Origin of the sequence: Streptomyces pathocidini, from assembly GCF_001418495.1 — a bacterium.
GTDB lineage: Bacteria > Actinomycetota > Actinomycetes > Streptomycetales > Streptomycetaceae > Streptomyces > Streptomyces pathocidini.
Genome location: NZ_LIQY01000165.1, coordinates 1 through 14,556, shown reverse-complemented (window position 1 = coordinate 14,556; position 14,556 = coordinate 1). Strand labels below are relative to the sequence as shown.

The following is a 14,556-nucleotide window of genomic DNA, read 5'->3' as shown; positions in this document are numbered from 1 at the left end:
GGGGAGGACGCTAAACCTGCGCGTCATGAGCAGGTGACGCAATGACCGCGACTGGAAGCGTTCTGGAGGTTTACGGACGGACCCGACCATAAGAGCCGGGTGAATCTTCCTGCTCCTGTAGGTTCCGTTGGCGGCTGTGACCGATGTGGCGAATGAGGCAAACCTCAGTGGGGACGGGTGCTATGGGCCCCGATACTCTCCGCCGCATGGACGTACTCATCAATGTCTTCGTCGGCCTCCACATCGTCGGCATCGCGGCCCTGCTCGGCGGCTTCTTCTCCCAGATGAAGGCGATGGGCACGGGCGCCGCCCGCTTCACCCCCGGCATGCTCCACGGCGCCCTGACCATGCTGGTCACCGGCGTGGCCCTGGTGGGCCTCAACCAGGCCGACGATCAGACGCTCAACAACATCAAGATAGGCGTGAAACTCGCCCTGCTGATCGTGATCCTCGGCCTGGTCTATGTGAAGCGCGACGAGGAGCGTGTGGAGAAGTCCGCGTTCGGCGCGGTGGGCGCTTTGACGGTGGCGAACGTCTTCATCGCTGTCCTGTGGGTGTGATCCGCTGGGTGTGATCCGTGGCCAGGGGCGCGGAGAGTTCGGCACCGCCGACCCGCGCCGCCGCAGCGGTCGCTCGCCGTCGCGGCGGGGACAACTCAGGGGACTTCGTCCCCCGAGCCCCCATCCGCGACGACGGGCGCACGCCGCGACGACGGGCATACCCGCTACGACGGGCGCACGCTCCCGTAGATCGGCATGTAAGTGATCGCCTCCGTGCGGACGTTCGCGCCCGGCTTCGGGGCGTGGATCATCTGGCCGTCGCCGATGTAGAGCCCGACATGGCTGATGTCGTCGTAGAAGAACACCAGGTCCCCGGGCTTGAGGTCCTCGGTGGCGACGCGGGTGCCGACCTCCACCTGGTCCCAGGTGGTGCGCGGCAGGGAGACCCCCGCCGCCTTCCACGCGGCCTGCGTCAGCCCGGAGCAGTCGAACGAGGACGGGCCCGTGGCCCCCCACACGTACGGCTTGCCTATCTGGGCGCGGGCGAACGCGATCGCCTTCTCGGCCTTCGCGGCGTACGCGTCGGAGGACGAGCCGGACGACGACCCGGAGCCCGAGCCCGAGCCCGAGGCCGAGTCCGAGCTCTGGGAGGGGCTCTCCTGCGCCGCGGCCTCCTCGGCGGCCGCCTTCTCGGCCGCCTCCTGCCGCGCCTTCTCCGCCTGCTGCCGCGCCAGTTCCTCCGCCTTGCGCTGCGCCTCGGCCTCCCGCTTGCGCTCCAGCTCCGCCAGGCGCGCCTTCTCCTCGGCGGTCAGCTCGGACAGCAACTCGCGCGCCTGGCCGAGCTTGTCCTGCACCGACTGCTTGGAGTCGCGCAGCTCCTGCTGCGCCTCGGTCAGCGAGGCCAGGCTCCGCGTGGCCTCCGACCGCTGCTTCGACGCCGACTCCTGCTCGCCCTGGTACTGCTCTACGGCCTGCCGCTGACGGTCGGTCATCCGGTCCAGCAGGTGGTTCCGCGTGAAGTAGTCCTGCGGGCTGTCGGCGAGGAGCATGGTCGCGGTGGGGGCCATGCCGCCGTTGCGGTACTGCGCGGCCGCGTAGTTGCCCAGCGTGCGCCGGGCCTCGTTGAGCTTCTCCGTACGGTTCGCCACGTCGTCGAGCAGCCGGTCGACCGCGGTGCGCTGCCGCTCGGTGCGCTCCTTGGCCTGGTTGTACTGCTGGGTGGCGGTGCCGGCCTGGCGGTAGAGCTGGTCGACCTTCTTCTGGACTTCCTCGATGCTCTGCCTCGGCTCGCTCGGCGCGGCCTGTGCGGCCTGCGACAGCAGGCCGACCGAGGCCAGCGCCACGGTCGTCAGACCGACGGCGGTACGGCGGGAACCAGGGGTGGTCAGGACATGGGTCCGCGGTTTGCGGTGCGACGCCACGGTGCGCGTCTCCTTCCGTGGACCGCCTACCGGGTTAGCTGTCGGGTTCGGGCGATCGGAAGGCTGCCCTACGGCCGTCCGCCGCGCGCTGGCGCACGCACGCGTACCGGCCGATTCACCCCAGGTGGGACTAGGCCCCTCCGGCGCCGAAGTCGGCGGCAGGAGGGTGGGTCCCCGGCTCCGGACTGGCCGGACTCGGCGGAGGCAGACCGTGCCGGCGCGGTCGCCGGCGAGGGGTTCGGGCCGCCTGATCGAGCACGCTAGCCAACTTGTGGGGCTGCTGTGAAGGCTGATGTTCGATTTGCCCGAAACCTTTTCGTGACCTCGGCGGGATGTGGTCCCGCGGTTGCGCGGCGGCCCGACACGGTTCACCGGTGGCCCCGGATCGACCGGACTCCGTTCACCAACGGCCCGCCGCGGCCCGGGAATGCGGCCCCGGGAACCGGGAAGCGGTACGGGTTGTCAGTGCGGCCGCCTAGACTCGGTCAGCGATGAGCAGCCTCTTTGACGACAGCTTCCTGGCGGACCTCGAACACCGGGGAAACCCGGGCGAGGAGCCCCCGCCGCCGCCCGAGGACGCACCGGCCGAGGCCGTGCCGGCCGACCTCTTCGGCGGCCGCTTCGACGCGCCCGCGGACCACGACGCGTACTACCGCAACGGCGCCCCGCGCCCGGCCGTGGACCCCGCCGCGCTGCTCGAGGGGCTCAACGAGCAGCAGCGGGCCGCCGTCGCCCACTCCGGCTCCCCGCTGCTCATCGTCGCGGGCGCCGGCTCCGGCAAGACGCGCGTGCTGACGCACCGGATCGCCCACCTGCTCGCCACCCGCCGCGCGCACCCCGGCCAGATCCTCGCGATCACCTTCACCAACAAGGCCGCGGGCGAGATGAAGGAGCGCGTCGAACAGCTCGTGGGCCCGCGGGCGAACGCGATGTGGGTGTCGACGTTCCACTCCGCCTGTGTGCGCATCCTGCGCCGCGAGTCGAAGAAGCTCGGCTTCACCTCCAGCTTCTCGATCTACGACGCCGCCGACTCCAAGCGCCTGATGTCCCTGGTCTGCCGCGACCTCGACCTGGACCCCAAGCGCTACCCGCCGAAGTCCTTCAGCGCGAAGATCTCCAACCTCAAGAACGAGCTCATCGACGAGGAGACCTTCGCGGGACAGGCGGGTGACGGTTTCGAGAAGACCCTCGCCGAGGCGTACGCGCTCTACCAGTCCCGGCTGCGCGAGGCCAACGCGCTGGACTTCGACGACATCATCATGACCACCGTCCACCTCCTCCAGGCGTTCCCGGACGTCGCCGAGCACTACCGCCGCCGCTTCCGGCACGTGCTGGTGGACGAGTACCAGGACACCAACCACGCGCAGTACACGCTGGTGCGCGAGCTGGTGGGCACCGGCGAGCACGCCGGGGAGCTGTGCGTGGTGGGCGACGCCGACCAGTCGATCTACGCCTTCCGCGGCGCCACCATCCGCAACATCCTCCAGTTCGAGGAGGACTACCCGCAGGCGACCACGATCCTGCTGGAGCAGAACTACCGCTCCACGCAGACCATTCTCAGCGCCGCCAACGCCGTCATCGAGCGCAACGAGAACCGCCGCCCCAAGAACCTGTGGACCGAGGCCGGCGCGGGCGCCGCGATCACCGGCTATGTCGCCGACACCGAGCACGACGAGGCGCAGTTCGTCGCCGACGAGATCGACCGGCTGACGGACGCGGGCGACGCCAAGGCCGGCGACGTCGCCATCTTCTACCGCACGAACGCCCAGTCCCGTGTCTTCGAGGAGATCTTCATCCGGGTCGGGCTGCCGTACAAGGTCGTCGGCGGCGTCCGGTTCTACGAGCGCAAGGAGGTCCGCGACGTCCTCGCGTACCTGCGCGTGCTCGCCAACCCCGAGGACACCGTCCCGCTGCGGCGCGTCCTCAACGTCCCCAAGCGCGGCATCGGCGAGCGCGCCGAGGCCATGATCGAGGCGCTCGCGCTGCGCGAGAAGGTCTCCTTTGCGCAGGCGCTGCGCCGGGTCGACGAGGCGTACGGGATGGCGGCTCGGTCGGCGAACGCGGTCAAGCGGTTCAACGTGCTGCTGGAGGAGCTGCGCACGATCGCCGAGTCCGGCGCGGGCCCGGCGACGATCCTGGAGGCGGTTCTGGAGCGCACGGGCTACCTTGCCGAACTCCAGGCGTCCACCGACCCGCAGGACGAGACGCGGATCGAGAACCTCCAGGAACTGGCCGCCGTGGCCCTGGAGTTCGAGCAGGAGCGCACCGAGGAGAACCCGGGCTCGCTGGCCGAGTTCCTGGAGCGGGTGGCGCTCGTGGCCGACTCCGACCAGATCCCCGACGAGGAGGAGAGCGAGGAGGGCTCCGGCGTCATCACGCTGATGACGCTCCACACGGCCAAGGGCCTGGAGTTCCCGGTCGTCTTCCTGACCGGTCTGGAGGACGGCGTCTTCCCGCACATGCGCGCCCTCGGCCAGGTCAAGGAGCTGGAGGAGGAGCGGCGGCTCGCCTACGTCGGCATCACGCGGGCGCGGGAACGCCTGTATCTCACGCGCGCGACGATGCGCAGCGCGTGGGGCCAGCCCTCCTACAACCCGCCGTCCCGCTTCCTGGAGGAGATCCCGGAGGCGTACGTGGAGTGGCGGCGCACCGGCGGTACGACCCCGTCGGCCTCGGTCTCGGCGGCGGGGTCGATGGCTTCCGCGGCGATGAAGTCCGGCGGCCGCTCGTCCGGTCCCTCCGGCTTCGCCACCCGGCGCGCGACGGACCGCCCGGTCGTCTCCCTCTCGGTCGGCGACCGCGTCACCCACGACCAGTTTGGCCTGGGCACGGTCATGTCCGTGGCCGGCAGCGGGCACGACGCGAAGGCCACCATCGACTTCGGCGACGAGAAGCCAAAGGTGCTGCTCCTGCGCTACGCGCCGGTGGAGAAGCTCTGACCGGCGGCTGAACGCCCGCCGGAGACGGCGGGCGTGGGGAGGCCCAGCGGCCGTTCGGGGATGGCGGCGGGCGGCGGGGCCGGGCCGCGTCAGTTGGGGTTGATGCCCTTGCCCTGGAACCAGGCCAGGGGGTCGATGGCCGAGCCGCCGCCGGGGCGGACCTCGAAGTGGAGGTGCGGGCCGGTGGAGTTGCCCGAATTGCCCGAATAGGCAATGGTGTCCCCGGCCTTGACCGACCCGGACCTGATCTTCGTACTGCTCAGGTGGCAGTACCACGTCTCCGTGCCGTCCGCCGCCGTCACAATGGCCATGTTCCCGTACGCCGGGTTCCACTGCGTCCGCACGGCCCCGTCCGTGGCCGCCATGACCGGCGTCCCGTAGCTGACCGGGAAGTCGATCCCGGAGTGCACGGACATCCAGTTGATCCCCGCCTGCCCGAAGTACGCGCTGAGCCCGTGCTGGGCGACGGGGAGTGCGAACTTCGGCCGCAGCGCCTCCTTGCGCGCCGCCTCTTCCTCCTTGCGCTTCTTCTCCTCCAGCTGGCGCTGTTTGAGGTCGAGGCGCTCCTGGGTACGGCTGGCGCGGTCGGCGAAGTCGTCGGCGTCGGCGGTGAGTCCGGCGAGCTGGCTGTCGAGCTTGTTGTTGGCCGCGGACGGCTTCACGGCCGACGGGTCGGGCGCGGCCTGCGCGGACTTGTCCTGGCCGGTGCTCACGGACGCCGCGGCGATACCGGCCACACCCATCACGGCGACGGACGGTACGGCCACGGTCAGGATCGCCGACCGGCGGGCGGGCGCGCGCCGCCGACTGCGGCCACCGCCACCGCCGCTGCCGGCTCCGCGGCGCCCCATGGGTGCGACGCCCTTGGCCGAGCCGCCGGGCTCGCCCGAGTCCTCGGCGGATGGGTCGCTCAAGGCCTCGAAGGCGGCGGTCTGTTCGGCGACCGGCTCAGGCGTGTGCTCGAGATCGGGCCGGACCTCCTCGCCGCCCGGGTGAGCGGCGGCCTCCCACTGCCCGGTCTGGAACTGCCCGGTGTCGAACTGGCCGGTCTGGAACTGGCCGGTGTCGAACTGGCCGGTCTGGTACGGGTCGGCCGCGACCTGACCCATCTCGGCCTGCCCGGTTTCGAACTGGCCCGTCTGGAACTGCGCCGCCTCGAACTGCCCGGTTTCGAACGGTCCGGTTTCGAACGGTCCGGTCTCGTAAGGCGCCGCCTCGAAGGCCGAGGTTTCGAACCCGCCCGTCTCGTAAGCCGAGGCCCCGGCGTCCTGTGTGATCCCGCTCATGTCATACGAGCCCGTGGCCCACGCCGTGGTGTCCCACTGCCCGCCCGGGTCGCCGCCCCGCACGCCGGAGTCGAGGTGCTCGACGGGGGCCGGGCCGCCCTGTGCCGGGACGGTGGCCGCGCCCCACATCCCGCTGGTGTCGTAAGCGCCGGTCTCGTAGGCCGCCGCATTGAAACCGGCCGCATCGAAAGTGGACGTGCCGAAGGCGCCGGTGGCGTACGGGTCGTAGGCGGGCTGCTGTACTCCCGCGTCCCACTGTGTGGTGTCGTAATGCCCCGTGCCGTACGTCCCCTGGCCCGTGTCGTATGCGCCGGGCGTCGTGCCGAAGAGCGGGTCGCCGTCGCCGTAGGGGGCGGCGTAGCCGTCGAAGGTGCCGGTGGCGGTGCCCCAAGTGTCGTGGGACGCGGTGCCGTCGTACCCGGCGTAGCCGCCGTAGGCCCCCTGCTGCTCGTACGTCGGGTACTGCCCGTACGAGGCGTCGGGAGCCTGAGCGGTCGGGGTCGAGGTCCCCGACGGGTGACGGTCGTTCACCACCAACTTCTCTTTCGCCTCGGCAGCAGAGCGGGGGTCTGGGGCGTTGCCCCAGGGCGGTGCAGTGCGGGCGACTGTACCCGTCGGTCCGTGGCGCCGACAATCTTCGGCAGGTTTCGCGATGCCAAGGTACGAGCATTTGTCGCCTTTCGGCGCACCGCGTGCTGTCCCTTGGCTCGGAGTTCGAATGCGGTTCGACAACGATTCGCTTCCGCGGGGCGCGCCACGCGGGGTTGTGCGCCGTGGCGCACAGTGAATTCTGCTCAGCGCTCCGCTACTTCGGTCCGGTACTCACGCCACCGAGGCCGCGCCGCCCGCGGCCCCGCCGCCCGACGCGGCCGAGGTCAGGGCCTCGCGGATGCCCGCCGCGACTGCCCCGTGCACCGGCAGGGCGAGATGGCCGATCCCGCTGACCTGCACATTGGTCGAGGCCAGATCGGGGTGGTGCAACTGCGCGCTCTCCAGCGGCGCCATCACCTGGTCCAGGTCGCTCCAGAAGCTGACGAACTGCGTCGCGCAGCCGGGCGCCGGTTCCGCCAACTCCTCGATCACATCGGAGTCCGGGCGCATCTGCCGGACGATGGGGTGCGCGGAGAACAGCGGGATGGCGCGCGTGCCGGAGTGCGGGGTACCGAGCGTGACCAGGGTGCGGACGTGGGCGTCGCCGCCGAGACGCTGGACGTAGTAGCGGGCGATGAGCCCGCCCAGGCTGTGTCCGACCACGTCGACCCGGTCCGAGCCGACCCGCTCGCAGACCTCCTCGATGCGGCGCCCCAGTTCGGCCGCGGCGGCGCGGATGTCGACGCTCAGCGGCGAGTAGTTGAGCGCCTCGACCTGGTCCCAGCCGTGCTGCCGCAGCGAGCGGCGCAGCAGGACGAAGACGGAGCGGTTGTCGATGAAGCCGTGGAGGAGGAGTACGGGGAGGTGGTCTGGGGCGGTCGGCAGCCGGGTCGGGCCGACCGCGTCGGCCGGATCGGTCCCGTCCGGTGCGGCGGCGCCGGGGGCGGCGTCGGTGAGCTGGACCGGCACAACCCGGTCGGTCGTGCGCTCGGGGCGCTCCTGGGTCAGGCCGGTCGGGTAGAGCACCGCGTGGCCGGCGAGGACCGCCAGGTCCAGTGCCGTGGCTTTGGTGGCCTTGATGAACGCCGCGGTGGGGCGGAGAAGACTCGGAAGAAAAGGCAAGGCCCCCATTGGCCAACCTCCCGACCGGCACGGCTGGGGGACGGCGATGACCGTCCCTCGTGTGCCCTCGTGGAAAGCCGGGGTGGGGAGGTCGGACAACGGCTCGGGTCCGGCCCGCCACGGCTTCCCTGTTCAACGTGTCCCATGTGAGATTTCCCCCTCCGCCCTGTTCGCGAAACAGCAGGGTGCGGGATGCTGGGGATAACGTTCGTTCACGCGTTACATGCGGTGATCGCAGGGGTACAGGGAGGCAGTCATGGGTGTGTCGGGTCCAATCCGCGTGGTGGTGGCCAAGCCGGGGCTCGACGGGCACGATCGCGGTGCCAAGGTGATTGCGCGGGCCCTGCGTGACGCCGGTATGGAGGTCATCTACACCGGCCTGCACCAGACTCCCGAGCAGATCGTCGACACGGCGATCCAGGAGGATGCCGACGCGATCGGGCTGTCGATCCTGTCCGGAGCGCACAACACGCTGTTCGCGCGCGTGCTGGAGCTGTTGAAGGAGCGGGACGCGGCGGACATCAAGGTCTTCGGCGGCGGGATCATCCCCGAGGACGACATCGCTCCGCTGAAGAAGCGCGGCGTGGCGGAGATCTTCACCCCTGGTACGACCACCGGCGACGTCGTCGCCTGGGTCCGCGCCAACGTGCGAGCCGTAGCGGCCTGATCGCCGTCCGGCGCGGGCCAAGGGGCCGCGACCCCTTGGCTTCGGTTGGGCTCGGCGCCGCAGGTCGCCGCCGCTCGGCCCGCGCTACGGCAAGCGGCAAGGGCGGCACGCGCGGCGGTACGTGGTCGCCTGCCGGTCGCCGCCGTACCGGGCCTGTCCGCCGCCGTGGCGGACAGGTTCCGGTCTTCGCGCCGAGACGTCCGGAATGCCCTGCGCCCTGGACGGGTCGCGCCCTGCGAGGCGTGTACGGGCTGCGAGCGGGCTCCAGCCCTCTACGGAGTACGACCCGCGCCCTGCGGGGCGTATGCGGGGCGAGACTTCCCTGAGCCCGTGCATGGACCCGCGCCTGCGGTGCGTATTCGGGGGAGCCCCTGAGCCCGGGTACGGGCGTACACGCCCTGCGAGGCGTGTAGGGGGCGAGAGCGGGCTCCAGCCCTCTACGGCGCGCGACCTGCGCCCCCTGGGGGCGTACTCGGGGGGGCGAGACGTCCCTGAGCCCGGGTGCGGGCCCGCGCTCTGCGGGGCGTGTACGGGTCGTAGCCGTACACGCCCCGCCTTCGCGGCGCGAGCCGTGGCCGTCACGGAGCGTGGCTAGACGTTCGGGACCTTCAGCTTGTCCCAGCTGGTCCTGCCCGGGACGCCGTCCGCGTCGTCGCCGGAGTAGCCCAGTTTGCGCTGCCAGGCCGCGTACGACTTGCGGTCCGCCGCCGTCCACTCCGGGCCCGGCCCGACCTCGTAGCGCCCGCAGCCCTCGGCCACCAGGCGCTTGCCCATGGCTGTGATGATCTTGCTGCTGCGGCCGGTCTCGAAGAACGAGGCGCCCGGGAACGGCTCGTACTTCGGGGGCGCGGGCGGGCCGTCGGGGTCGCGGCCCAGTCGCTTCGCGATCCGGCCCCGCATCGAGGACATCGTGAAGCCGCGCGGGTCCTGCTTGCCCGGTTGCCACTCCAGGTGGCCAATGACGGACTTCTCCGTCCAGCCGTACGTCCGGCAGATCGCCGCCGAGACGCGCTCGATCGCCAGTTTCTGCGCCTCGGGCCACGGGTCCTTGCCGTCACCGAGGTTGATGCACTCGAAGCCGTAGAAGCGGCTGTTGCCGTCGGTGTCGGCCTCGTTGTCCGGCGGCAGCTTCCGCTCGTTGGCGACCGCGTCCAGGACGTCCCCGTCGCCGAGGCCCGCGTGGTTGGCGCGGCCGTTGCCGACGAGCCAGACCTCCCCCTTCTTGTCGATCACGCCGTGGCACAGCGGTCCCGGCAGGGACGAGTGGCCCGTGTAGCAGAGCTCCACCGAACTCCCGGTGCCCTCGGTCACGGTGTGATGGATCATCACGCCGTTGATCGGGCCCCAGGCCCCCTTCGCATTGCGGTTGTGCGTACGCCATTCCTTGTACTCGTGGACCACCAGACCCTCGTCGCGCAGTATCTGCACAAGTCGGGACGCCTCTAGAGGCTTTGCCATGGTGCTGCACTCCTTCCGGTTCCCCCGTAGATTCCGGGCCCCCTGCCAACTCCCCCCACTTTTCCCCCTCCTGGGGTGTCTGCGCACGGAAATTCCTGTGCGTTACACGCTACGGACATTCCCAACTCCCTTGGAACTCTCCCGCTTCCCGGGGCGTTGGTCAGGTGAGGAGCTGATGAGGGGCGGGCGAACGGCTCGGAGCGGGGGTCAAGACGGGCGGGGTGCGTGTGACCACCATCACCGTTTCCATGTGACGTGCGATTTAGGGACCAAGGTCCCGCGGGGATAATCTGCGAGACGGCCGCTCTTACCACGACAGCGGCACACGACGACGCTTGAGACGCAAAAGGGACGGACGCGCGTGGACCTGTTCGAGTACCAGGCGAGGGACCTCTTCGCCAAGCACGGTGTACCGGTGCTGGCCGGTGAAGTCATCGACACGCCTGAGGCGGCGCGCGAGGTGACCGAGCGTCTCGGCGGCCGTTCGGTCGTCAAGGCGCAGGTGAAGACCGGCGGCCGCGGCAAGGCCGGCGGCGTCAAGCTGGCCGCCGACCCGGACGACGCGGTCGAGAAGGCCGGTCAGATCCTGGGGATGGACATCAAGGGCCACACGGTCCACAAGGTGATGCTGGCCGAGACGGCCCCCGACATCGCCGAGGAGTACTACGTCTCGTACCTCCTCGACCGCACCAACCGCACCTTCCTGGCCATGGCCTCCGTCGAGGGCGGCATGGACATCGAAGAGGTCGCGGCCACCAAGCCCGAGGCCCTCGCCAAGATCCCGGTCGACGCCAACGTGGGCGTCACCGCGGAGAAGGCCCGCGAGATCGTCGCGGCCGCCAAGTTCCCGGCCGAGGTCGCCGACGAGGTCGCCGAGGTCCTGCAGACCCTGTGGAAGACCTTCGTCGCCGAGGACGCGCTCCTCGTCGAGGTCAACCCGCTCGCCAAGGTCGCCGACGGCCGGATCATCGCCCTCGACGGCAAGGTGTCGCTGGACGAGAACGCCGAGTTCCGCCACGCCGACCACGCCGAGCTGGAGGACAAGGCCGCGGCCAACCCCCTCGAGGCCGCGGCCAAGGCCAAGAACCTCAACTACGTGAAGCTGGACGGCGAGGTCGGCATCATCGGCAACGGCGCGGGGCTCGTCATGAGCACCCTGGACGTCGTCGCGTACGCCGGTGAGGCCCACGCGGACGTCAAGCCCGCCAACTTCCTCGACATCGGCGGCGGCGCCTCCGCCGAGGTGATGGCCAACGGCCTGGAGATCATCCTGGGCGACCCGGACGTCAAGTCCGTGTTCGTCAACGTCTTCGGTGGCATCACCGCCTGCGACGCCGTCGCCAACGGCATCGTGCAGGCGCTGGACCTCCTCAAGTCCAAGGGCGAAGAGGTCAGCAAGCCGCTGGTCGTGCGCCTCGACGGCAACAACGCGGAGCTGGGTCGCCAGATCCTGACCGACGCGAACCACCCGCTCGTTCAGCAGGTGGACACCATGGACGGTGCGGCCGACCGCGCCGCCGAGCTGGCTGCTGCCAAGTAACAAGGGACGAGGTCACAGACACACCATGGCTATCTTCCTCACCAAGGAATCCAAGGTCATCGTCCAGGGCATGACCGGCTCCGAGGGCCAGAAGCACACCCGCCGGATGCTCGCCTCCGGCACCAACATCGTCGGCGGTGTCAACCCGCGCAAGGCCGGCACGTCCGTCGACTTCGACGGCACCGAGGTCCCAGTCTTCGGCTCCGTCGCCGAGGCCATCGAGAAGACCGGTGCCGACGTCACCGTCATCTTCGTGCCGCCGAAGTTCGCCAAGGACGCGGTCGTCGAGGCGATCGACGCCGAGATCGGCCTGGCCGTCGTGATCACCGAGGGCATTGCGGTGCACGACACCGCCGCGTTCTGGGCCCACGCCCAGACCAGGGGAAACAAGACCCGCATCGTCGGCCCGAACTGCCCCGGCCTGATCACCCCCGGCGAGTCCAACGCCGGCATCATCCCGGCCGACATCACCACCTCCGGCCGCATCGGCCTGGTGTCGAAGTCCGGCACGCTCACGTACCAGATGATGTACGAGCTGCGTGACCTCGGCTTCTCCACCTGCGTCGGCATCGGTGGCGACCCGATCATCGGCACCACGCACATCGACGCCCTGGCCGCGTTCGAGGCCGACCCCGACACCGACCTGATCGTGATGATCGGCGAGATCGGCGGCGACGCCGAGGAGCGGGCCGCGGACTTCATCAAGGCCAACGTCACCAAGCCGGTCGTCGGCTACGTCGCGGGCTTCACCGCGCCCGAGGGCAAGACCATGGGCCACGCCGGCGCCATCGTCTCCGGCTCCTCCGGCACCGCCCAGGCGAAGAAGGAGGCCCTGGAGGCCGCCGGTGTGAAGGTCGGCAAGACCCCGTCCGAGACGGCCCGCCTCGCGCGCGCCGCGCTCGACGGCTGACGCCTGTCTGAAGCGCCACAAGGGGCGTGGGCTCGTGCCTTGTCGGCACGGCCCACGCCCTTTCGCGTGTGCGGGGATCCGGCGGGCGGCACACCATGGATGCCCATGCGTGCCGCCCGCCGGATCCTGTGCCGGATCCTGTGCCGGATCCTGTGCCGGATCCTGTGCCGGATCCGGTGCCGGTGCCGGTGCCGGTGCCGGTGCCGGTGCCCGGTGCCCGGGGGTCTGCGTTGTGCGTTGCCCCGCGCCTGTGCCCGGCGGCGGGTCCTGCGCCGAGCGGCGGCGCGGCCGTGCGACGCGACCTGGAAGAGCCCCAGCGCTTCGTCGCAGCGTGTACCGGCCCCGCAGCGTGTACCGCCCCGCAGTGTGGGGGTCTGTATCGCTCGCCCGTCACCAGATCGTGGTGACGGCGATCGCCACTGCCATCGCCGTTGCGAAGAGCGCGGCCGCGCCGAGGCCCGCTCGGGCGGTGCGCAGGGTGCGGCGCTCGCTCTCGGCGCGTACCGACGGGGCCGGTGCCAGGGCCGGGTCCGCCGGGAGCTCGGCGGTGGCCGAGGCCAGTAGGGCCCGCAGTGCCTCGTCCCGCCGTTCCGGCGGCGTACCGGCCAGCCCGGGCACCAGCTCGGCGACCGCATCCCTGGCGTGCGCCAATCGCCCCGCCGTGGCCGCGGAGGACGCCTCCACCTCGGCCGCCGTCTCCGGCAGCCCGAGCCCGACCCCGTCGTGCAGCAGCAGCGTGCGGCGGTAGGAGTCGGGGAGCGCGAGCAGCGCCGCGATCAGCGCGTCGCCGACCTCCGCGTCGCCCGCTGCCGGGTCGCCCACCACCAGGTCGCCCACCGCCGGGCCGCTCGCCTCCGCGTTGCCCGCTACCAGGTCGCCCACCATCGGGCTTCCCGCCGCCGGGCCTCCCGCCTCCGCGTCGCCCGCCGCCAGGTCGCCCACCGCCGGGCCGCTCGTCGCCGCGTCGCCCAACATCGGGCCTCCCACCATCAGGTCGCCCACTACCGGGTCGCCCGCCTCTGCATCGCCTGCCGATGTAGTGGCCGCCGTCGTGGTGGTCGGTGCGCGGCGGGGGACCGGGCGCAGGCGGTGCCAGGGCGAGAGTGCGTACTCGTACGCCGCAGCCCGCACCCAGCCGGCCGGGTCCCGGTCCACGGCGACCTCCGGCCAGCGCTGCCACGCCAGCTGGAACGCGCGCTCGACGGACTCCCGGGCCGGCTCCCGGCGGCCGGTGAGCAGGAACGTCTGGCGCGCGAGGGTGGCGGCGTGCGCGGTGTAGAGCGCGTCGAAGGCCAACTCGGCCTCTGTGGCCGTACGTTGGCCGGGCCCGCCGGGGGAGCGTTCCGGCCAGACGGCCTCCCGTACGCCTCGCCAGGCCCGGCCGCCGAGTGCAACGCTCCGCGCGAGGGTTCGTGCAAAGGGGTGCATACGCTCATATTGAGCGACACGACGGTTGTTGGCCTGCTGCGTAGCTGAATGGGGCGTTCTTGGCAGCATGGCCGCGTGACGCAATCGACCGATCGCCGCCCGCCGTTGCCGTCGTTGCTGGTGACCGCGCCCCCGCCGTCCTCCCGTTCGCGCAGAGGCGGCCAGCGGGGGCAGGGGCACCCCTTCGCCGGGGGCCTGGTCGCGGCCGCGCTGGGGCTCGGCGGGGTGACCGTCGCCGTACTGCTGCTGTGGATCTCCTCGCCGTATCCGGCCGGCGGGCCCGGCGGGGCCCTGCACGCGGCGGCGGCGCTGTGGCTGCTGGCGCACGGCGCCGACCTCGTACGCGCCGACACTGTCTCGGGCGGGGGCGCGCCCCTCGGGGTCACGCCGCTGCTGCTGAGCGCGCTGCCGCTGTGGCTGCTGTACCGGGCGACGCGGCACGCGCTGGAGTCGCGCGAGGAGGAACTGGCCGCCGCCGGGCGGGAGTCGGCGGGGGAGCCCTGTGCGCTTACCACGATCGGGTGGCTGAGCGCGGGCTATCTGCTGGTGGGCACGGCAGTCACGATCTACGCGGCGGGCGGGCCGCTGCGGGTGGACGTGCTGAGCGCCATGCTGCACCTGCCGGTGGTGACGGTGGCGGCGGTGGCGTACGCGTTCTGGGTCGCGGTCGGGCGGCCGCGGGAGCCGTTGGAGG

At 71.3% G+C, this 14,556-nt stretch carries 11 protein-coding genes and 1 riboswitch; of the genes, 6 read left to right on the top strand and 5 right to left on the bottom strand.

The features are described from left to right. Positions 1–206 precede the first annotated feature (206 nt). Positions 207–560 (top strand): hypothetical protein, encoded by a 354-nt coding sequence (locus AOK16_RS10005; protein WP_055471896.1) that lies wholly within the window; start codon positions 207–209, stop codon positions 558–560. A 164-nt stretch (positions 561–724) separates the two neighbouring features. Here AOK16_RS10005 and AOK16_RS10000 read toward each other — a convergent pair whose 3' ends face one another. After that, complete coding sequence (locus tag AOK16_RS10000; protein ID WP_055471895.1) at positions 725–1,921, bottom strand: C40 family peptidase; 1,197 nt, start codon at positions 1,919–1,921, stop codon at positions 725–727. Between the two features lie 8 nt (positions 1,922–1,929). Beyond that, positions 1,930–2,132, bottom strand: a riboswitch (cyclic di-AMP (ydaO/yuaA leader). Positions 2,133–2,412: 280 nt separating this feature from the next. On the opposite strand from AOK16_RS10000, the gene pcrA reads away from it, so the two are divergent. Further along, positions 2,413–4,860, top strand: coding sequence for a DNA helicase PcrA (pcrA, locus tag AOK16_RS09995; protein ID WP_055471894.1), 2,448 nt, complete (start codon positions 2,413–2,415; stop codon positions 4,858–4,860). 89 nt (positions 4,861–4,949) lie between these two features. On the opposite strand, the gene AOK16_RS09990 is transcribed toward pcrA, so the two are convergent. Together AOK16_RS09990 and AOK16_RS09985 are read right to left on the bottom strand one after the other, a co-directional pair. Then, on the bottom strand, positions 4,950–6,677 hold the full coding sequence (locus tag AOK16_RS09990) for a M23 family metallopeptidase (RefSeq protein ID WP_055471893.1): 1,728 nt from the start codon (positions 6,675–6,677) through the stop codon (positions 4,950–4,952). Positions 6,678–6,968: 291 nt separating this feature from the next. Beyond that, positions 6,969–7,868, bottom strand: coding sequence for an esterase/lipase family protein (locus AOK16_RS09985; protein ID WP_055471892.1), 900 nt, complete (start codon positions 7,866–7,868; stop codon positions 6,969–6,971). Positions 7,869–8,115: 247 nt separating this feature from the next. Here AOK16_RS09985 and AOK16_RS09980 point away from each other — a divergent pair, with 247 nt between their 5' ends. Beyond that, complete coding sequence (locus AOK16_RS09980) at positions 8,116–8,526, top strand: coenzyme B12-dependent isobutyryl CoA mutase small subunit (RefSeq protein WP_055471891.1); 411 nt, start codon at positions 8,116–8,118, stop codon at positions 8,524–8,526. Between the two features lie 591 nt (positions 8,527–9,117). Here the strand turns inward: AOK16_RS09980 and AOK16_RS09975 are convergent. Continuing rightward, entirely contained in the window at positions 9,118–9,984 is an 867-nt protein-coding gene (locus AOK16_RS09975; RefSeq protein WP_055471890.1) for a peptidoglycan-binding protein, read from the bottom strand. Between the two features lie 361 nt (positions 9,985–10,345). Here AOK16_RS09975 and sucC point away from each other — a divergent pair, with 361 nt between their 5' ends. Next, positions 10,346–11,524 (top strand): ADP-forming succinate--CoA ligase subunit beta, encoded by a 1,179-nt coding sequence (gene sucC, locus AOK16_RS09970; RefSeq protein WP_055471889.1) that lies wholly within the window; start codon positions 10,346–10,348, stop codon positions 11,522–11,524. A 25-nt stretch (positions 11,525–11,549) separates the two neighbouring features. After that, entirely contained in the window at positions 11,550–12,434 is an 885-nt protein-coding gene (sucD, locus tag AOK16_RS09965; RefSeq protein ID WP_055471888.1) for a succinate--CoA ligase subunit alpha, read from the top strand. Between the two features lie 390 nt (positions 12,435–12,824). Here the strand turns inward: sucD and AOK16_RS28125 are convergent, their stop codons facing one another. Beyond that, on the bottom strand, positions 12,825–13,862 hold the full coding sequence (locus AOK16_RS28125; RefSeq protein ID WP_240483502.1) for a SigE family RNA polymerase sigma factor: 1,038 nt from the start codon (positions 13,860–13,862) through the stop codon (positions 12,825–12,827). A 75-nt stretch (positions 13,863–13,937) separates the two neighbouring features. Between AOK16_RS28125 and AOK16_RS09955 the strand changes: the two genes are divergently transcribed. Next, on the top strand, positions 13,938–14,556 hold a 619-nt coding region (locus AOK16_RS09955; protein WP_240483501.1), incomplete at its 3' end, for a cell division protein PerM.

Bases quoted from the DNA above. Each gene is read 5' to 3' on its own strand.
- AOK16_RS10005 (WP_055471896.1), top strand. From the start codon at position 207: ATGGACGTACTCATCAATGTCTTCGTCGGCCTCCACATCGTCGGCATC.
- pcrA (WP_055471894.1), top strand. From the start codon at position 2,413: ATGAGCAGCCTCTTTGACGACAGCTTCCTGGCGGACCTCGAACACCGG.
- AOK16_RS09985 (WP_055471892.1), bottom strand. From the start codon at position 7,868: ATGGGGGCCTTGCCTTTTCTTCCGAGTCTTCTCCGCCCCACCGCGGCG.
- AOK16_RS09980 (WP_055471891.1), top strand. From the start codon at position 8,116: ATGGGTGTGTCGGGTCCAATCCGCGTGGTGGTGGCCAAGCCGGGGCTC.
- AOK16_RS09975 (WP_055471890.1), bottom strand. From the start codon at position 9,984: ATGGCAAAGCCTCTAGAGGCGTCCCGACTTGTGCAGATACTGCGCGAC.
- sucD (WP_055471888.1), top strand. From the start codon at position 11,550: ATGGCTATCTTCCTCACCAAGGAATCCAAGGTCATCGTCCAGGGCATG.
- AOK16_RS28125 (WP_240483502.1), bottom strand. From the start codon at position 13,862: ATGCACCCCTTTGCACGAACCCTCGCGCGGAGCGTTGCACTCGGCGGC.